Origin of the sequence: Lysinibacillus piscis (genome assembly GCF_026012395.1) — a bacterium.
Taxonomy (GTDB): Bacteria; Bacillota; Bacilli; order Bacillales_A; family Planococcaceae; genus Lysinibacillus; species Lysinibacillus piscis.
In genome coordinates this window covers 164784-182791 of sequence record NZ_BRZA01000001.1, presented here as the reverse complement: position 1 = coordinate 182791, position 18008 = coordinate 164784, and the positions used below count along the sequence as shown (strand labels likewise).

The 18008-nt window shown below is 39.9% G+C and carries 21 protein-coding genes; 17 read left to right on the top strand and 4 right to left on the bottom strand.

The features are described 5' to 3' along the window. Nucleotides 1–4 precede the first annotated feature (4 nt). The 11 genes from hisC (at nt 5) to OPF91_RS00900 (ending at nt 9847) form a co-directional block, all read left to right on the top strand. Entirely contained in the window at nt 5–1105 is a 1101-nt protein-coding gene (gene hisC / locus OPF91_RS00950; RefSeq protein WP_264986798.1) for a histidinol-phosphate transaminase, read from the top strand. Continuing rightward, complete coding sequence (locus OPF91_RS00945) at nt 1102–2199, top strand: prephenate dehydrogenase (protein ID WP_264986797.1); 1098 nt, start codon at nt 1102–1104, stop codon at nt 2197–2199. Before hisC ends, OPF91_RS00945 begins: the two co-directional genes overlap by 4 nt. Nucleotides 2200–2254: 55 nt before the next feature. Continuing rightward, the gene (gene aroA / locus OPF91_RS00940) at nt 2255–3544 is read left to right on the top strand and encodes a 3-phosphoshikimate 1-carboxyvinyltransferase (protein ID WP_264986796.1); all 1290 of its coding nucleotides are present in this window, start codon (nt 2255–2257) and stop codon (nt 3542–3544) included. Nucleotides 3545–3799: 255 nt separating this feature from the next. Next, a complete protein-coding gene (locus OPF91_RS00935; protein ID WP_264987846.1) occupies nt 3800–5050 on the top strand; it encodes a tetratricopeptide repeat protein in 1251 nt (416 codons plus the stop codon). Between the two features lie 14 nt (nt 5051–5064). Further along, nucleotides 5065–5625, top strand: coding sequence for a ReoY family proteolytic degradation factor (locus tag OPF91_RS00930; RefSeq protein ID WP_264986795.1), 561 nt, complete (start codon nt 5065–5067; stop codon nt 5623–5625). Nucleotides 5626–5752: 127 nt separating this feature from the next. After that, nucleotides 5753–6202, top strand: a complete 450-nt coding sequence (locus OPF91_RS00925) for a DUF2487 family protein (RefSeq protein ID WP_264986794.1) — start codon at nt 5753–5755, stop codon at nt 6200–6202. 154 nt (nt 6203–6356) lie between these two features. Continuing rightward, complete coding sequence (locus OPF91_RS00920) at nt 6357–6866, top strand: Rieske (2Fe-2S) protein (protein WP_264986793.1); 510 nt, start codon at nt 6357–6359, stop codon at nt 6864–6866. 14 nt (nt 6867–6880) lie between these two features. Beyond that, nucleotides 6881–7555 (top strand): menaquinol-cytochrome c reductase cytochrome b subunit, encoded by a 675-nt coding sequence (qcrB, locus tag OPF91_RS00915; protein ID WP_264986792.1) that lies wholly within the window; start codon nt 6881–6883, stop codon nt 7553–7555. 43 nt (nt 7556–7598) lie between these two features. Continuing rightward, nucleotides 7599–8399 (top strand): menaquinol-cytochrome c reductase cytochrome b/c subunit, encoded by an 801-nt coding sequence (locus OPF91_RS00910; RefSeq protein WP_264986791.1) that lies wholly within the window; start codon nt 7599–7601, stop codon nt 8397–8399. Nucleotides 8400–8515: 116 nt separating this feature from the next. Continuing rightward, nucleotides 8516–9112: a lipoprotein heptaprenylglyceryl N-acetyltransferase LhaT gene (gene lhaT, locus OPF91_RS00905; RefSeq protein WP_264986790.1), complete on the top strand. Its 597-nt coding sequence runs from the start codon at nt 8516–8518 to the stop codon at nt 9110–9112. 60 nt (nt 9113–9172) lie between these two features. Then, on the top strand, nt 9173–9847 hold the full coding sequence (locus tag OPF91_RS00900; protein ID WP_264987845.1) for a zinc metallopeptidase: 675 nt from the start codon (nt 9173–9175) through the stop codon (nt 9845–9847). Nucleotides 9848–9890: 43 nt separating this feature from the next. Here OPF91_RS00900 and OPF91_RS00895 read toward each other — a convergent pair whose 3' ends face one another. Beyond that, nucleotides 9891–10760, bottom strand: coding sequence for a YitT family protein (locus OPF91_RS00895; RefSeq protein ID WP_264986789.1), 870 nt, complete (start codon nt 10758–10760; stop codon nt 9891–9893). Between the two features lie 115 nt (nt 10761–10875). Here OPF91_RS00895 and OPF91_RS00890 point away from each other — a divergent pair, with 115 nt between their 5' ends. Genes OPF91_RS00890 through OPF91_RS00865 form a run of 6 tightly spaced genes read left to right on the top strand, consistent with a single transcriptional unit; the run spans nt 10876 to nt 15777 of the window. Next, complete coding sequence (locus tag OPF91_RS00890; protein ID WP_264986788.1) at nt 10876–11211, top strand: nucleotide pyrophosphohydrolase; 336 nt, start codon at nt 10876–10878, stop codon at nt 11209–11211. After that, nucleotides 11211–12008, top strand: a complete 798-nt coding sequence (dapB, locus tag OPF91_RS00885; RefSeq protein ID WP_264986787.1) for a 4-hydroxy-tetrahydrodipicolinate reductase — start codon at nt 11211–11213, stop codon at nt 12006–12008. Before OPF91_RS00890 ends, dapB begins: the two co-directional genes overlap by 1 nt. A 19-nt stretch (nt 12009–12027) precedes the next feature. Further along, on the top strand, nt 12028–12435 hold the full coding sequence (mgsA, locus tag OPF91_RS00880) for a methylglyoxal synthase (protein WP_264986786.1): 408 nt from the start codon (nt 12028–12030) through the stop codon (nt 12433–12435). A 29-nt stretch (nt 12436–12464) separates the two neighbouring features. Continuing rightward, nucleotides 12465–13610, top strand: coding sequence for an N-acetyl-alpha-D-glucosaminyl L-malate synthase BshA (gene bshA, locus OPF91_RS00875; protein WP_264986785.1), 1146 nt, complete (start codon nt 12465–12467; stop codon nt 13608–13610). Further along, nucleotides 13597–14775: a CCA tRNA nucleotidyltransferase gene (locus OPF91_RS00870; RefSeq protein WP_264986784.1), complete on the top strand. Its 1179-nt coding sequence runs from the start codon at nt 13597–13599 to the stop codon at nt 14773–14775. The genes bshA and OPF91_RS00870 overlap by 14 nt, the downstream gene beginning before the upstream one ends. Nucleotides 14776–14790: 15 nt before the next feature. Continuing rightward, entirely contained in the window at nt 14791–15777 is a 987-nt protein-coding gene (locus tag OPF91_RS00865) for a biotin--[acetyl-CoA-carboxylase] ligase (protein WP_264986783.1), read from the top strand. Nucleotides 15778–15825: 48 nt separating this feature from the next. Here OPF91_RS00865 and OPF91_RS00860 read toward each other — a convergent pair whose 3' ends face one another. Genes OPF91_RS00860 through OPF91_RS00850 form a run of 3 tightly spaced genes read right to left on the bottom strand, consistent with a single transcriptional unit; the run spans nt 15826 to nt 17689 of the window. After that, nucleotides 15826–16776 carry a DUF4097 family beta strand repeat-containing protein gene (locus OPF91_RS00860; RefSeq protein ID WP_264986781.1) on the bottom strand — a complete coding sequence of 317 codons (951 nt, stop codon included), beginning with the start codon at nt 16774–16776 and terminating at the stop codon, nt 15826–15828. Beyond that, nucleotides 16777–17376, bottom strand: coding sequence for a DUF1700 domain-containing protein (locus OPF91_RS00855; RefSeq protein WP_264986780.1), 600 nt, complete (start codon nt 17374–17376; stop codon nt 16777–16779). Then, nucleotides 17369–17689 (bottom strand): PadR family transcriptional regulator, encoded by a 321-nt coding sequence (locus OPF91_RS00850; protein WP_264986779.1) that lies wholly within the window; start codon nt 17687–17689, stop codon nt 17369–17371. Before OPF91_RS00850 ends, OPF91_RS00855 begins: the two co-directional genes overlap by 8 nt. Nucleotides 17690–18008: the final 319 nt, after the last annotated feature.

The window sequence follows — 18008 nt, the reverse complement described above, 5'->3', positions numbered from 1 at the left end:
AAAGATGAAGTGGAAGCAACAATTGGATGGTATGCAGGCTTATAAACCAGGTAAACCAATCGAGGAAGTACAGCGTGAATATGGCTTACAGGAAGTGATTAAATTAGCGTCAAATGAAAACCCATTTGGCTGTTCACCGAAAGTAACGGCCTATTTACAAAATCAAGCGGTGAATCATGCGTTATATCCAGATGGCTATGCACAAAATTTGCGTACCGCTGTTGCTAAGCATGTAGGGGTTCAGGAGACACAACTTCTTTTCGGTAATGGTTCAGACGATATTATTGCGATTATTACACGTGCTCTTTTATATCCTGGTGTCAATACTGTGATGGCCGATCCATCCTTCTCTCAATACTGGCATAATGCTGAAATCGAGGGAGCAGAAGTACGGAAAATTCCTTGTATTGAGGGCGCACATGATTTAGATGCCATGTTAGTGGCAATTGATGAGCAAACATCGGTTGTCTGGGTATGCAGTCCAAATAATCCAACAGGTGTGGTCATTCCTGATGGCGCATTACGTGCATTCCTAGCAAAAGTACCAAGTGATGTATTAGTCGTGCTAGATGAGGCATATATCGAGTATGTTACACATCCAGAGCATAAGGATACATTGCCTTTAATTGAAGAATATCCAAATGTAATCTTGCTGCGCACATTCTCTAAAGCATATGGTCTAGCCTCTTTCCGTGTAGGTTATGCTATTGCACAGCCAGAGGTGATTGCTAAGTTAGATCCTGTACGTGCACCGTTTAACAATACAATATTAAGTCAAGCTGTTGCGGCGATTGCATTAGATGACCAAGGCTATATTCGTGCTTGTCGTGAAGCGAATGAAAAAGGGAAAAAACAATATGTAGATTTTTGTGAGAAGCATAATTTAACCTACTACCCTTCTGATACAAATTTTATTTTCTTTGATAGTCAAGCAGATAGTGATGTTATTTTCCAAGAGTTGATGAAGCGTGGCTTTATTATCCGTAGTGGTAATGCATTAGGCTTACCTGGCTTTATTCGTGTGACAATTGGTACAGAGACTCAAAATGCAGCATTATTAGCGCATTTAGAAGAAATATTAACAGCACAAGGAGTTTTTGCATGACAAGGAAAGTGCTCGTTATTGGGCTAGGGCTGATTGGCGGCTCTATTGCGTTAGCCTTACAAAAAGCGCCCGAAACGAAAATTATCGGCTATGATATGGATAGTCAAACACGTGAGCATGCGAAAACACTGCATATTGTGGATGAAATTGTCACAGATCCAATGCAAGCCGCTGCTGATGTAGATGTCATTATTTTTGGTACACCTGTCAATGCCACATTGGACTGGATGGAACAACTCAAATCATGGCCACTGAAAAAGAAAGTACTTGTCACAGATACGGGCAGTACGAAGAAGTCTATTATGCAAAAGGCTGGAGAGCTGCGAGAGCTAGGCATCACCTTTATTGGTGGACATCCAATGGCAGGTTCTCATAAAAGTGGTGTGTTAGCAGCAAAGGCACATTTATTTGAAAATGCGTATTATATGCTGACACCACTTGCTGGCGAGGAAATTATTCATATGGCCCAGCTTGAAAGTTTGTTGAAATATACACATGCGAAAGTTGTTAGCGTCTCAGCGAGTGAGCACGATCATATGACAGCAGTTGTCAGTCATTTTCCACATATTATTGCGGCTTCCTTAGTCCATCAATTAGGTGGAGAAAATGGCGAATACCCAATGACACGCTCACTTGCGGCAGGGGGCTTTCGTGATGTGACACGTATCGCCTCATCTAATCCTGTATTATGGCGAGATATTACACTACAAAATCGTGAAGAATTGATTACACAGCTAGAAGATTGGGAAGCAGAGATGGGGCGTGTGAAGCAATTATTGCTACAAGGAGATGCACATGAGATTGAAGCCTATTTTGCTGTGGCAAAGGATTTAAGAGATGAATTGCCGATTAGTGCAGGGGCCATCTTTACATCATTTGACTTGTATGTGGATGTACCTGACTATCCAGGGGTTATTTCAGAGGTAACAGGTATATTGGCGGATGAAGCAATTAGCATTACGAATTTGCGGATTGTGGAATCACGTGAGGATGTGTTTGGTGTGCTTGTGATTAGCTTGCAAAGTGAACATGATCGGGAACGTGCAGCGAAATGTATTGCCAAACGAGCCCATTTTGAAACATATATTTCATAGAAGAAAGCGTCCAATCGATGGCGCTTTCTATCTTCATATTGGAGGAAGAATAGTGATGAGTGAAAAAGTACTACAATACAATCAACCTTCATTACAAGGGACATTGGCCATTCCAGGTGATAAATCAGTATCCCATCGTTCCGTGATGTTTGGTGCGATTGCGACAGGCAGAACGACAGTAGAGGGTTTTTTGCTTGGCGAAGATTGCTTAAGCACGATTGATTGTTTTCGTAAATTAGGCGTGGCAATTGAAGTGAATGGTACAAATGTGACGATTGACAGCGCTGGTATCGAAAATTGGCAAGAGCCAACAGAAGTATTATATACGGGGAATTCTGGTACAACAACACGCTTGATGCTAGGTATTTTAGCAGGCTCATCCATTCATTCTGTCATGACAGGAGATGCTTCGATTGGTAAGCGTCCAATGCGTCGTGTCATTGATCCACTACGTCAAATGGGGGCACAGATTACAGGACGTGCCAATGGACAATACACACCATTAGCGATTCAAGGAACAACATTGCAAGCAATTGATTATACAATGCCTGTAGCGAGTGCACAGGTGAAATCAGCTATTTTATTAGCAGGTTTACGTGCGGAAGGGACAACGATTGTGCGAGAATCAGAAGTGTCTCGTGACCATACAGAACGCATGTTGCGACAATTTGGTGTACAGGTAGAGGTAGATAATGGTGTCGTGTCATTACAAGGTGGACAAACATTAACAGGTACACATGTAGCCGTGCCAGGTGATATTTCCTCAGCAGCCTTTTTCTTAGTAGCAGGAGCGATTTGTGCAAATAGTAGAATTACCTTAGAAAATGTGGGGATCAATCCAACACGTGATGGCATCATTGAGGTGTTACAGCAAATGGGTGCAGCCATCACTGTGACGCCAAGTGACAACGAGCAAGCAGAGCCAACAGCCACTGTGACAATTGAAACGTCTACATTGCAAGGGACAACAATTGGTGGCGATATCATTCCACGCTTAATTGATGAGATTCCGATTATTGCGTTATTGGCGACACAAGCACAGGGCCAAACGATTATTAAAGATGCAGAAGAGCTGAAAGTAAAAGAAACAGACCGTATTACAGCGGTGGTAGATGAATTGAAGAAGCTTGGTGCGAACATTGAAGCTACAGAGGATGGTATGGTGATTGAAGGACCTACACCATTACATGGGGCAGCTTTAAGAACATATGGTGACCACCGTATTGGCATGATGGGCGCTATCGCATCATTGATTACGGCAGATGCTGTGACATTAGACGATGCGGAATGTGTAGCTGTTTCGTATCCATCTTTCTTTGAGCATATTGAGGCAGTGAAAAAATAACAATAATCAATTATGCTTTGACATAGTTGCTTTCAGATTTTTTTAAGTTTACTTTTTAGAGGAAATTAGTCTAACAATGTCCTGTGCTAACGGTTAACTGACCTATATCATGCAGACCCTCAAAATCTGTGACATCCGCCGAACCTAAACAAACTCTCCTATTTTTTTGGAGAGTTTTTTCTTGTCTCGTAAGAAAATGTTCGGTAGCATAGGAGTATTAAGAAAAGAGATAGGTGACAAACTGTGAATAATGCAATGACTGAGATGATGCACGCACTAGAGCAAGGAGATTTAGCATTAATTGACCAACTGTTAGAAACGTTTTTAACAAAGGAATTACCAGAGGATATTTACGCACTAGCAGAGCTTTTTATGCAGTACGGTTATATGAAAGAAGCAAATCATGTGTTAGAGCATTTACAATTTTTATTCCCAGAAGAAGCACAGTTGAAGATTGACCGTGCCAATGTACTAATGGAGCTTGGTGATGAGGATGAGGCATTGGAGCTACTACTAGCAATTGATGAGACTTCCGCAGAGTATCCACAAGCTTTATTAGTATTAGCTGATTATTATCAAATGCAAGGCTTATTTGAGGTGGCAGAGAAGCGTATTAATGAAGCATTATCGCTTTTACCTGATGAACCACTTTTACAATTTGCGAAGGCAGAGCTTTTATTTGAAACAGGGCGTTTTTTAGAAGCGGCAAGGCTATATGAGGAGCTACATGCACAACAAAATGAATTTGCAGGCATTCGTCTCGTGGAACGCTTGGCTGAGGTGTATCGTGCAGGTGCGGCTTATGAAACAGCTCTTGATTATTACGTAGAAGCCTTGGAGGATGAAGTGAAGCCTGATATGTTATTTGGTGCGGCTTATGCAGCATTCCAATCGCAAAAATATGAAATGGCGATTAAACAACTAGAAGAATTAAAAGAATTAGACCCTGACTATTTTTCTGCGTATTTGTTGTTAGCGGAGAGCTATGCGATGATGGAAGACAATCAAAAAGCCTATACAGCTATTATGGAAGGGCTAAAACGTGATGAATATGATAAAACATTATTTTTATTTGCAGGAAAAATGGCACTTAAAAATAGTTTGCCAACAGAGGCAGAGCAGCATTTACGTGAAGCGATAGCCATTGATCCTGAGTATATGGAAGCTGTATTCGTCCTGACATCTGTTCTGACGCAGCAGGAGCGCTATGAGGATGTGGTAGAACTGTTTGAAACCTTACAGCAAAATGATTTTGAATGGAGTGCGCTATATCCATTTGTGGCGGAGGCATATGAAAATTTAGAAATGTACGACCGTGCATACGGATTTTACCGTTTAGCATATACTGACTTTAAGGACGACGTCGCATTTTTAGAAAAATATGTGTATTTCCTATTAGAGGAAGGTCGACGTACAGAGGCAAAAGAAGTACTGCAACAACTGACTGTACTGCAACCTGGCGAACCTACATGGCAAGAGCAATTGGATGCGTTAGAATTTGCATAAAGGAGGGAGTGGAGATGACTGCTTCAGTATCAGTTGTCGATAAAAAAACATTCGTTCGTTGGTTTTTGAAGAATTATCAATTAAAGCGACGTGAGTGTGTATGGATTTTAAATTATTTGTTAAGTAATGATGAATTATTAAAGCGTATACGATTTGTAGAAGAAGCACATTATTGCCCAAGAGCGATGGTCATGTCTACTGTTGATTCGACAGGTGTGCCATTTCGTTTTTACAAAGGCAATGTAATGACAGCAGATGCCGAGAAATCGTTCCATGATTTACGATTGCATGAGCAAGAGGATATGTACATTCAGTTGAACTTTCCAAACATACCACCTAGTGCACAATATTTAGCGGTATTAGAAGAAAATCCATATATGCCAGAAACATTACTCATTAGTGAAAAAGATCGACGGTTAGCTGAAGAGATGCTATCAAATAGCTTGTATGTATTCCAAGAGGAAAAATTGCTGGCTCAAATTGACGAAGCACTTGATCAAGGCGATAAAGAACGTTTTTATGAGTTATCTAATTTATTACAGGCCTTAAAAGAAACAGCAAATTCTCGTTCATAGTAACTTAAAATTCCATGCCTTTTCCTGCATTCAATATGGTACTATAATAAGTGATGATTGTTTTCACCTATTATTGGTTATCTTATTGAAGAGTGGGAAAAGGCATTTTTTTCGGGAGGTTTATTGGATGTATTTTAATGCAACAGATATGACAGTATTTCTAACACAAAAAGAATTTATTGATACAGCAATTGTCCCGCTTGTATCTATTGATTTAGCAGCAGAAAAAATAAAACAAAGTGGCGCAGAGGCTGATTTTTTACTTTCGCTAACAGGTTTTATTGAACAGCAATTTAAAGGACGGCTTGTTGTGATGCCACCTTTTTCCTACAGCGTGATGTATAAAAATGCCAATATGCCACAGGAATTAGAGAAGCAATTTCATGAAGCGGGCTTTAAGCATGTTTTTTTCCTGACATGTGACCACTTTTGGACAGCCCTTGAAGGACAGGTGAATGTAATCTGGCTCCCAGCAATTCCACTAGAAAGTATGAATAAAAGCGTAAAAAGTTCTATTTTGGAAGACCAATTGCGACAAGTTGTTCCTAAATTTTCGGAAAAGTGGTCAATGATCTGACATTTTGTTTCAATAAATGTTCACATTCTCTAGCAATCCACAGAATGCTATATTGACCAAGCTATGGACTTGATATATCATAGATATGTCCTAGTATTACTATTTGTAAAAGTATGTCCGTTGGACTGACCTTTAAGTTAGAGGGGGGAAAAGGATGAGTAACAATCGAGTTTCACGTCGTCAATTTCTTAGCTATACCCTTACAGGTGTAGGCGGATTCATGGCGGCAGGTATGTTGATGCCAATGGTTCGTTTTGCAATTGACCCAGTATTACAAAATCATGGTGGTGGGGATTTTGTCGAAACCTCACTGAAAGTCGCTGACATCACGGAAGAGCCTACTAAAGTTGACTTTACATTTGAACAACTTGATGCATGGTACAAATCAGATGTGACAAACGTAGCGTGGGTTTATAAAAGTGGCGATAAAATTATTGCGCTATCACCGGTTTGTAAACATTTAGGCTGTATGGTGGATTGGAATGCAGATTCTGGTCACCCAGAGCAATTCTTCTGCCCATGTCACGCAGGGCGTTATACAAAAGACGGAGGCAATGTTGCAGGTACACCACCTCTAGGTCCGTTGGATGAGTATGATGTGCAAGAAAAAGATGGCTTATTACTGATTGGTCCAACAAAAGCAAATACGCTAGTTAAAAAGTAGGGGGGTAGAAACCAGTGCTAAATAAAATTTATGATTGGGTCGATGAACGTTTAGATATTACACCTATTTGGCGTGATATTGCCGACCACGAAGTGCCAGAGCACGTTAACCCTGCACACCATTTTTCAGCATTCGTTTACTGCTTCGGTGGATTAACATTCTTCATTACAGTAATTCAAATTCTTTCTGGTATGTTTTTAACAATGTATTATGTACCGGACGTAGTGAATGCTTGGAAATCAGTTTATTATTTACAAAACGAAGTAGCATTTGGTGAAATCGTTCGTGGTATGCACCACTGGGGAGCTTCATTAGTTATCGTAATGATGTTCTTACATACGCTTCGTGTATTCTTCACAGGTTCTTACAAAAAGCCTCGTGAATTAAACTGGATGGTTGGTGTAGGTATTTTTGGTGTAATGATGGGTCTTGGATTTACAGGCTATTTATTACCATGGGATATGAAAGCATTATTCGCTACAAAAGTAGGTATCGAAATTGCTGCATCCGTACCATTTATCGGTGGGTTAATTAAAATCTTATTAGCGGGTGACACGACAATTCTAGGTGCACAAACGCTAACACGATTCTTTGCGATTCATGTATTCTTCTTACCTGCAGTATTGTTTGCATTACTTGCAGCGCACTTTATCATGATTCGTCGTCAAGGAATTTCAGGACCGTTGTGATTTTTTCTTGACGGTTCGATGATTTTTTAAAGGAGGGGACACAATGCATCGCGGAAAAGGAATGAAATTTGTTGGTGATTCCCGTATTAAAGTGAATCACAGAATGCCGAATCTTCCAAAAGATTATTCCGAATATCCAGGTAAGACAGAGGCTTTCTGGCCAAACTTCTTACTAAAAGAATGGATGGTAGGTGCTGTATTTTTAATTGCTTACTTGTTACTAACAGTCGCACATCCATCACCACTTGAAGGACCGGCTGATCCAACAAGAGCATATACGCCACTACCAGACTGGTACTTCTTATTTATGTACCAACTTTTAAAATATTCATTTGCTTCTGGTCCATATAATGTTATTGGAGCAATTGTCATTCCAGGTCTTGCATTTGGAGCGCTATTATTAATGCCATTTTTAGACAAAGGTCCAGAGCGTCGCCCATCTAAGCGTCCATTACCAACAGCATTTATGCTATTAACTTTGGCTGCTATGTTCTATTTAACTTGGGAATCAGTTGTTAACCATGACTGGGAAGCTCAAAAGAAAATGGGTGAAATCCCATCACAAGTAGAAGTTACTATTGATGAATCTTTACCAGGCTTTGCTATTTGGAATGGTGAAGTAGGCGATGGCGAGCAAACAAAATCTTGTATTAGCTGTCATGGTGGAGATTTAGGTGGTGGTCCTGCTGCGCCTTCATTATTAGGAAATCAATTAACTGCTGAAGAAGCAGAAGATATTATCCATAATGGACGTGGTGGAATGCCAGCTGGTCAATTTAAAGGTACAGATGAAGAAGCGAAGCAATTAGCTGAATTTATTGCGAGCTTAAAGCCTGTAGAATAATTTTTATTGAAAGAGTCAGGAAACTGGCTCTTTTTTCTACTATTATGACGTTTATCAAAGCAAAGAGTTGCTTATTCAGTATACATAATTTTTAGTTTGTGGAAAGAGTGGGTAGGATGGAAATAACACGTGCGAATATTTGGTATGTTCTTACACATAAATCGTTTTTGCTATTACTATTAATTATTAATGTATTTGGTACAATATACGGTTATTATTGGTATGGCTGGCAGTTAGCAATTACGAAACCTATTTTTTTAATTTTTGTACCTGACAGCCCGACAGCCAGCTTATTTTTCTGCTTTGTCCTATTTGCATGGATTATTGGTAAGCGTTGGCCATTGATGGAAGTGTTAGCACTTGTAACATTGGTGAAATATGGGCTATGGGCAGATGTCATGAATATTTGGACATTGATAGAAACAGGTTCGATTGGTTGGCAAGGATGGATGCTTGTGGGCTCCCATTTTGCTATGGCTGTGCAGGGTATTCTGTATATAGGAAAATATACATTCTCTTATTGGCATATTGCCGTAGCTGCTGTATGGACATTGCATAATGATGTCATTGACTATGTGTTTGGTCAAATGCCTATGTATCGTGATTTAGCAAATTACACAAGCTATATTGGCTACTTTACGTTTTGGCTGTCGATTGCTTGTATTTTCTTAGCTGTTTTCGCTATTCGATGGCGCAAATATTTGCCCAATTAGACAATTGATTATAGAATAACTATATAGAGCTAGAAAGGGGTTAGAAAATTGTCGACAACGATGTATATTATTTATTTTGCAATCGTGTTATTGTTGCCACTTTATGCACAGATGAAGGTAAAGGGTACATACAAGAAATTTGCAAAAGAACGTACAATGAAGGGACAAACAGGTGCTGAGGTAGCGCGGGCGATTTTAGATGCGAACGGCTTATATGATGTGCGAGTAGTTCCAACACAAGGTGTATTGTCAGATCATTACAATCCTGCAACAAAAACGGTTGCATTATCGGAAAGTAATTTTTATGAGGCAAGTATTGCTGGGGCAGCTGTTGCCGCACATGAAGTAGGCCATGCGATTCAACATAAAGAAGCCTATTCAATGCTCACATTGCGTAGTAAACTTGTGCCTGTTGCGAATATTTCTTCAAATGCTTCTTGGATTTTCGTGATGATTGGTATTTTTGCAAGTAGTGCCAACATGTTATTATTAGGGATTGTCTTGCTTGGCGCAGGTGTCCTATTCCAACTTGTGACATTACCAGTTGAATTTGATGCATCTAAGCGTGCATTAGTGCAAATGAACTCACTCGGTATTATTACAAATGAAGAGGAACGTCCTGCACGTAAAGTATTAAGTGCAGCAGCATTAACATATGTTGCCGCAGCAGCAGTAGCTGTACTAGAGCTATTACGTTTAATTTTAATTTTTACGAATATGCGCAGTAATGACTAAGCAAAAACTTGCTAGCATGATTTTTTCATGCTAGCAAGTTTTTTTAATGAAGTGGTTGTTTTTGATCGTCGAGCGTGAAGCCTTCACCTGCTACATCTCGTACTTCAATAATGGATACAAAGGCATGTGGATCTACTTCATGGACGATGGATTTTAAACGTACAACCTCATTGCGTCCAATCACACAATAGATGACTTCCTTCTGTTGCTTTGTAAAATGTCCATGCCCCTCTAAAATCGTAATGCCACGCTCCATACGCTGTGCAATGATGTCAGCAATAGCACTAGAATGCTCCGAAATAATAAGGGCTCCTTTCGCTGCGTAAGCCCCTTCTTGTACAAAGTCAATCACGCGTGCTCCAACAAAAACGGCAACGAGTGTATACATCATTGAACGGGCATCTAAGAATGTAAGCCATGATAAAAGGATAACGATAGCATCGAAAATAAACATCGTTTTCCCCATGCTCCAGCCTACATATTTATGGGCAAGACGTGCGACAATATCAACACCGCCTGTTGTGCCACCAAAGCGGAACACGATACCAAGCCCCAGCCCTACGAATAAGCCCGCAAATAGTGCGACAAGCAACATGTCGTCCTCAAGATGGACAGTGAATTCGTATACTTGAAATACTTTTAAAAATACAGAAACTGATAATGTACCGACAAGTGTATAAACAAAGGATTTTACACCAAGTAAACGATAGCCAATAATAAACATTGGAATATTTAATAATAAGTTCATTAAAGCAGGGTCCCAGCCAAGTGTGAAATAAAGAATTAACGTAATCCCACTTAATCCACCTTCCCCAAGTTGGTTTTGCATATTGAAATGCACAAAACCGAAACTGAAGATGGCTGCACCTATAATAATGCCGATAATATTGCGAATTTTAATCTGATTTAACATGTATCCTCCTATAATTTTCACCAAATAATGTACCGCACTTTATTATCGGTTATTTTATTGTTTTTGACAACATCCGTATAAATTTTATACGATGGTAAGTAGGAGTGTGATTGAAATGACAGAACAGTTAACAATGAAGGCATTGCAGCAACGTGTAGATGCTTATATCGGACAATTTAAAGAAGGTTATTTTCCACCATTTGAATTACTAGCAAGATTAACGGAGGAGCTTGGCGAATTATCCCGTGAGGTGCAGGATGTTTATGGGCAAAAAAAGAAAAAGAACACAGAAGGCAAAAATAGTATTGAAGAAGAATTAGGTGATTTTTTCTTTGTATTAGTATGCTTTGCCAATGCGCAAGGAATTCAATTGGATGAGGCACTTTTACGTGTCATACATAAATTTGAAACGAGAGATAAAGATCGTTGGACGAGAAAGGATGAGGTGTAATGTCGATTCGTGTAGCTATTGCAGGTGCGAGAGGAAAAATGGGAATAGAAGCTGTCCATACCGTCATGAAACAAAAAAATATGGAATTAGTGGCTGTCTTAGATTATAAAGAGGTAGGGCAAACATTAGCTGATTTAGAAATATTCCCTGCAAGCTACCTTGCTCCGATTTTTACAGATATGCAGGAGCTTGTGGAGGTAACAGCACCTGATGTGTTAGTAGACCTTACGAATCCACATGCCGTATACGAACATACAAAAGAAGCATTAGCATTAAATGTACGCCCTGTTGTAGGGACAACAGGCTTTACAGATGAGCAGCTGGCTGAACTTACTGCCTTAGCAAAGGAAAAGGAGCTTGGCTGTATCATTGCGCCAAATTTTGCAATTGGTGCTGTGCTAATGATGAAGTTTGCAAAGGAAGCGGCGAAATATTTACCAGATGTTGAAATTATCGAAATGCACCACGACCAAAAATTGGATGCACCATCAGGTACAGGCTTGAAAACAGCACAAATGATTCAGGAAGTACGTGCAACAAAACAACAAGGACATCCAGAAGAAAAAGAAACACTAGCAGGTGCAAGGGGAGCAGACTTTGATGGCATGCGTGTTCATTCAGTGCGATTACCTGGCTTAGTGGCGCACCAACAAGTATTGTTTGGTGGGGATGGTCAATTATTGACGATTCGTCATGATTCATTGAACCGCCAATCTTTTATGTCAGGTATTGCTTTTTGTATCGAAGAAGTCATGAAAATGGATCAACTAGTGTATGGTTTAGAAAACATCATCTAAAGAATAGGATGGGATTGAGATGAAAATTGCCTTAATTGCACATGACCAAAAGAAAGACCTTTTAGTACAATTTGTTTTAGCCTATCAAGCCATTTTAAAACAGCATAGCCTTTATGCAACGGGCACAACAGGGCAACGTATTATGGAGGCTACTGAGTTAACGGTGACACGCTTTCGCTCAGGTCCATTAGGTGGTGACCAGCAAATTGGAGCGATGATTGCGGATAATGCGATGGATATGGTGATTTTCTTCCGTGATCCGTTAACAGCTCAGCCACATGAGCCAGATGTATCTGCACTTATACGCCTTTGTGATGTATATCAAGTGCCACTTGCGACAAATATGGGGACAGCTGAAGTGCTGTTAAAAGGTTTGCAACAGGGCTTTGTTGACTGGCGATTAATTCAAGATGACCAACATTCGTAAAAAGCGTATGTGAGAAAGGATGATTACGAATGAAAAAACTGAAAATAGGTATTACTTGTTATCCGACTGTAGGTGGCTCAGGAGTGATTGCCACAGAATTAGGGAAACTGCTTGCAGAAAAAGGACATGAAATCCATTTTATTACGTCCAGTGTACCTTTTCGGTTGAATAAAATATATCCAACTATTTTTTTCCATGAGGTAGAGGTTAATAATTATTCTGTTTTTCAATATTCACCGTATGATATCGCCCTTGCTAGTAAGATGGCTGAGGTGATTAAAGAGGAGCAGTTAGATGTGCTACATGTGCATTATGCAATCCCACATGCGGTTTGCGCCGTTTTAGCGAGAGAAATGAGTGGGCAGGATGTTGGTATTGTGACAACGCTGCATGGAACAGATATTTCCGTACTAGGGCAAGATTCTACACTATCACAAGCGATTAAATATGGGATTGATCAATCAGATATTGTGACGGCTGTATCGGATTCCTTGAAGCAACAAACGTATGAATTGATTGATACAGTTAAGCCGATTGAGACGATTTATAATTTTGTCGATGAGCGAGAATATTATCCACGTCATGCGAGTGAGTTAAAGCAGCAATTTGGTATTCAACCAGATGAAAAGGTGCTCATTCATGTATCAAACTTCCGTCAAATCAAAAATTTACCGCATATTGTATCAGCCTTTATGAAAATTCGTCAGCAAATGCCAGCGAAATTATTGTTAGTAGGAGACGGACCTGAAAAACATCGAGTGATTGAGCAGGTGAAAGGCTGTATTTATGCCAAAGACGTTCTGTTTTTAGGCAAACAGGACAATTTGGCTGAACTATATGCTATTAGTGATTTGAAATTATTATTATCACAAAAAGAGTCATTTGGTCTTGTTTTACTAGAGGCAATGGCTTGTGGTGTACCATGTATTGGCACAGCAATTGGTGGCATTCCAGAGGTTATTACACATGGCGTAGATGGCTATTTAGTGGAGCTAGGGGATGTAGAGGCTGTTGTGGATTATGCGCTGAATTTATTACAAGATGCAGATCAACATGAGCAGTTTAGAGTGGCAGCGATTCAAGCGGTCAACGAAAAATTCCATTCTGCTAAAATTGTGGAGCAATATGAACAATTATATGAGAAAGTAGCTGCGATACACCATGCAAAACACTAAAGAGTGGCAAGCAGCATATGCAGTCATTGCACAATTAGAGCAAGCTGGCTTTGAAGCTGTCATTGTTGGTGGTGCTGTCAGAGATGTGTTGCTAGAGCGTAGGGTACATGATGTAGATGTAGCAACAAGTGCTCTACCACATGAGGTGAAGGCTGTTTTTCAACAAACGGTCGATATAGGCATTCAGCATGGTACAGTGCTTGTTGTTGTGCCAGAAGGAACGGTGGAGGTGACGACCTACCGAACAGATGGTGATTATACGGACCATCGTAGACCAGCCGACGTTCAGTTTGTGCGGTCACTTCGGGCAGATTTACAGAGACGTGATTTCACTATGAATGCGATTGCGATGCGTCGTGATGGCTCATTTGTCGATTATTATGGTGGACAGCAGGATATTCAGGCATGTTTGATTCGTGCAGTTGGAGAGGCTGAAATACGCTTTCAAGAGGATGCTCTTCGTATGCTACGAGCAGTGCGATTTTCAGCACAGCTTGGTTTTACGATTGACCCGAAAACATTACAAGCGATACAGCAAAGAGCAGACGATATTGTTTGGATTGCCAAAGAGCGCATGAAAGCAGAGCTGGATAAATTATGGGTTGGTCAATATGTTTACAATGGTCTGCTGAATTTGCAAAATAGTGGTTTGGCTACCCAATTAACAGGGAGCTTTGAAGCGGAGGCATGGCAAAACTTTCAGACGACTGATGCACAGGTTGGTTGGGCCTATTTTGCCTTATTGCAAGGTGACAGCTGGCAAGATATACTGCGAGACTATCGTTTATCCAATAAAGAGATGGCTTTTGTGAAAGCTGTATTGGCAGCCTTTCAAGTCTATCAAGTGGGCTGGACAAATATGGACTATTTTACTTATAGCTTAGTGGAGCTTGCTGCTGCTGCTTACTTTGCCACATTACAGCAAGGAGTCGTTGCGATATCGTATAAACAAATTTGCGAAAAACAGGCTCAATTACCGATTCAGCATAAGCAGGAGCTTGTCGTGAATGGTGTGGATGTCATGACATGGTTGGGACGGAAGAGAGGTCCATGGTTAAAGCAAGTGTTGCAGACAATTATGGAAGCCGTTGTGAATGGAGAAGTAGCAAATGAGCGACAAGCGATTCAAGCATGGCTAGTGCAGTATGATTTTCAATATGATTAAAGGATTGGATAAAATATGGGCGTGACCATAAAAGAAGCGATTTTAAAACGATTAGTAGAAGCAAATGGTGAAGCCGTTTCAGGGCAGGAGTTAGCGGATACATTAGGTGTGTCGAGAACGGCTATCTGGAAGCATATGCAGACATTACAAGAAGAAGGCTATACATTTGAAACAGTCAAAAAAAAGGGGTATCGCTTAACGACGATGCCCAATAATTTAAGCCCAGCGCAAATTGAGCTTTTTTTACAAACAGAGCGTTTTGGTCGACATATTCATCATTTTGATGTAGTGGATTCAACACAAATTATTGCTCATAAACTGGCACAGGAGGGCGCACTAGAAGGAACCATTGTCATTGGCGAAGAGCAAACAGCGGGGCGTGGTCGAATGGCTCGTCCTTGGGAATCTTCACATGGCAAAGGTATTTGGATGACGATTATTGTACGTCCAGATGTCACACCACAGCAGGCCTCATCTTACACCCTTGTTGTAGCTGTAGCGGTGACAATGGCTATGAAAACATTATACCCTACGATAGAGCCAGCGATTAAATGGCCGAATGATTTACTCATTCATGGGAAAAAGTGTACAGGTATTTTGACAGAAATGCAGGCAGAGGCAGAGGCTGTACAAGCTTTATTGGTCGGTATTGGGATTAATGCTAATCAAGAAGCTGCTCATTTTTCACCAGAAATTGCAAAAATCGCAACCTCTTTACGCATAGAGCAAGGGGAAGAAATTAATCGTGCGAAGCTAGTTGCGATGATTTTACGTTATTTAGAACAATTTACGGATATTTATGTTAAAGAAGGTTTTGCCACAATCAAAACATTGTGGGAGCAGTTGTCTTGCACGATTGGTCAACGTATTGAGGTCACAACGCTTCGCGAGCGTTTTGAAGGGGTAGCAAGCGGTGTAACGGATGAGGGCATATTGCAATTAACGCAAAGTGATGGCACAGTCCGCACCGTTCTAGCAGGGGATATTCGCATATTATCTTAGTGATAGATTTGGAAAGAGCTGTAGAGAATCATTCTCCACAGCTCCTTTTTATTTTACAAAAGATAGTTCGATATCTCCATTATCTGATGAAATTGTTAATTTCTGGTCTGATGTAACTACTTGTGAGGCTTGATTGGAATAGGATTTTTGATTAACTGTAATATCCCCAAATTGTGTTTGGAGGTCAAAGCCTAGTGCTGATTGTTTGTTTTGCAGCTGTAGGTTAATATCGCCAAAAGAAGAGGTAATGGCTGTTAAACCATTTAATAGCCCGTCAATCGCAATATCTCCATTGTTACTATGCACAGTAAGCTGACGACTTGTTTGTAGATGTAAGGTAATATCACCAAAGGAGGACGTAATCGTAGCAGAATCTATAATTGTGCCACCAATTGTGATATCTCCATTTTGGTTTTCAATTTGTAATGTCTTACCTGTTATATTTCGAGCTGTTATATCACCAAAACCTTGTTCAATCGTAGTTGTTTCACCATCTGTTTGCTGAAGTGTAATATCCCCACTACCGCTATCTAGTAATAACTGCTGGTACAGTATATGTTGTAATGTTGTATCACCAAAAGATGTGGCAATGTCGACTGTATGTAGCTTCGTATCTTTAGGTACGTAAATCGTGATGGACGATGAATGGAAATTACCAATGCCAAACTCAAACGTATTTTTTTTCGCCTCTGGTGTTGTGACAGTTAATGTATTGTCTTTCACATGAAAGGATACATCATCCTTGTTAACGGTGTGGGTTTCTAATGCAAAATGGTCTCCTGTTTTAATCTGGACATCGCTATTATGACTAATTACTTGGATATTGGAGAAGTTTTCTGTTTCATAAACATTTTTTTCAAGAGTTGTTTTGGCAGGTACATGGAAGCCCGTATCATCTTTAAAAATAAACCATTTTCCACCAGATATATAGCCAAAGCCAGCTAATAGTATTCCTAATAGGATAATGCAGCCAGCCAACCAGCTTGAACGTTTGAACATTTAAAACTCCTCCTGACGTTTCTTTGTGATTTTATGGAACAATTGACTTACTATTTGTACACTAACCTGCCCTATTTTTTTGATCACTCGTGCAACAAATGGATAAAGCAAAATACTAATACCAATAACGATTAAACCAAGCCCCATAAAGAGTAGTGCAGTTGGCCAATGCTCCATCAGTACAAGGAATCCTGCAATGAATGCTGCAATACCGCCTAAAAAAATACTGACAATGACAGCGATAATCGAGAAAATAATACTAAAAATGACAATACCAACCGTAAGAATAAGAAGGAATACTGTTGCAAGTAACGGCAATGATAATGGTGCAGATAAAATAGCTAAAATCACCAACCATAGTGTGGTCATATTTTTTTTCGTTGAGCTTGCTGTAGAGTCAATATCCTTTAAGGCAAAATCAGCGATAATTTGTGCAGCAACAGCAGAAGGAGAGCCTAATTGCTTGATGACCTGTTGCTCATTTTCTTGACCTGCTTCTTCAAAGTATTCCTCATAATAAGCTAATGCTGCATCGATTTCCTGCACGGGTAATCGTCGCAGCTTCCAACGCAATTTTTTCAAATAACTTGCTTTATCCATTTTGTTCTCCTCCTAAAAGTACATGATCTACTTTTGCTTTATACTGTTGCCATTCCGTTGATAATTCTAATAATCGCAGGCGACCTTGCCCTGTAATTTTATAATAGCGTCTGTTTCTTCCTTGATATGGTTGATCATAGGTAGTTAAATAATCTGCTTTTTGTAATCGCCGTAAGACTGGATATAAGGTTGATTCGGATATATCCATCACCGTTTGTACTTGCTGTGTTAAGGAATAGCCATATGCATCCTCTTTTTCCACGATAGCAAGCACACAAGCATCGAGTAAGGCAGAGCCAAGCTGAAAAGTCATAGTACACCTCCTATTTTATTATATGGTCATGTATATTATATGTCATATAATATATTGATACTATACGTTGTATAATATCATTTGTCAAATTTTATTTAAGTATTTCTAATTGAAGAATGCTGGTGACATCTGTTATAGTAGGTGCTGAAGGGCGGTATCCTTTTGTGAACAGCACCTTCAAACTCATTCACTATGTTACACAAATATCTGCCTTGATCTGATAGAGACAGGGACGGAAGAAAACAAGACGTTCAAGTAAGATATGAGCGACTACACTACCTTTCTGTCCACTTATGGTGCAGAAGGTTTTTTGTTTTTT

What these genes read in the sequence shown, in the direction of transcription:
- OPF91_RS00850 (WP_264986779.1), bottom strand. Translation starts at nt 17,689, where the DNA reads ATGACTTTTCAGCTTGGCTCTGCCTTACTCGATGCTTGTGTGCTTGCT.
- OPF91_RS00865 (WP_264986783.1), top strand. Translation starts at nt 14,791, where the DNA reads ATGGGCGTGACCATAAAAGAAGCGATTTTAAAACGATTAGTAGAAGCA.
- OPF91_RS00900 (WP_264987845.1), top strand. Translation starts at nt 9,173, where the DNA reads ATGTATATTATTTATTTTGCAATCGTGTTATTGTTGCCACTTTATGCA.
- mgsA (WP_264986786.1), top strand. Translation starts at nt 12,028, where the DNA reads ATGAAAATTGCCTTAATTGCACATGACCAAAAGAAAGACCTTTTAGTA.
- OPF91_RS00895 (WP_264986789.1), bottom strand. Translation starts at nt 10,760, where the DNA reads ATGTTAAATCAGATTAAAATTCGCAATATTATCGGCATTATTATAGGT.
- lhaT (WP_264986790.1), top strand. Translation starts at nt 8,516, where the DNA reads ATGGAAATAACACGTGCGAATATTTGGTATGTTCTTACACATAAATCG.
- OPF91_RS00935 (WP_264987846.1), top strand. Translation starts at nt 3,800, where the DNA reads ATGACTGAGATGATGCACGCACTAGAGCAAGGAGATTTAGCATTAATT.
- OPF91_RS00870 (WP_264986784.1), top strand. Translation starts at nt 13,597, where the DNA reads ATGCAAAACACTAAAGAGTGGCAAGCAGCATATGCAGTCATTGCACAA.
- OPF91_RS00860 (WP_264986781.1), bottom strand. Translation starts at nt 16,776, where the DNA reads ATGTTCAAACGTTCAAGCTGGTTGGCTGGCTGCATTATCCTATTAGGA.
- OPF91_RS00855 (WP_264986780.1), bottom strand. Translation starts at nt 17,376, where the DNA reads ATGGATAAAGCAAGTTATTTGAAAAAATTGCGTTGGAAGCTGCGACGA.
- OPF91_RS00945 (WP_264986797.1), top strand. Translation starts at nt 1,102, where the DNA reads ATGACAAGGAAAGTGCTCGTTATTGGGCTAGGGCTGATTGGCGGCTCT.
- OPF91_RS00910 (WP_264986791.1), top strand. Translation starts at nt 7,599, where the DNA reads ATGCATCGCGGAAAAGGAATGAAATTTGTTGGTGATTCCCGTATTAAA.
- OPF91_RS00920 (WP_264986793.1), top strand. Translation starts at nt 6,357, where the DNA reads ATGAGTAACAATCGAGTTTCACGTCGTCAATTTCTTAGCTATACCCTT.
- aroA (WP_264986796.1), top strand. Translation starts at nt 2,255, where the DNA reads ATGAGTGAAAAAGTACTACAATACAATCAACCTTCATTACAAGGGACA.
- dapB (WP_264986787.1), top strand. Translation starts at nt 11,211, where the DNA reads ATGTCGATTCGTGTAGCTATTGCAGGTGCGAGAGGAAAAATGGGAATA.
- OPF91_RS00890 (WP_264986788.1), top strand. Translation starts at nt 10,876, where the DNA reads ATGACAGAACAGTTAACAATGAAGGCATTGCAGCAACGTGTAGATGCT.
- bshA (WP_264986785.1), top strand. Translation starts at nt 12,465, where the DNA reads ATGAAAAAACTGAAAATAGGTATTACTTGTTATCCGACTGTAGGTGGC.
- hisC (WP_264986798.1), top strand. Translation starts at nt 5, where the DNA reads ATGAAGTGGAAGCAACAATTGGATGGTATGCAGGCTTATAAACCAGGT.
- OPF91_RS00925 (WP_264986794.1), top strand. Translation starts at nt 5,753, where the DNA reads ATGTATTTTAATGCAACAGATATGACAGTATTTCTAACACAAAAAGAA.
- OPF91_RS00930 (WP_264986795.1), top strand. Translation starts at nt 5,065, where the DNA reads ATGACTGCTTCAGTATCAGTTGTCGATAAAAAAACATTCGTTCGTTGG.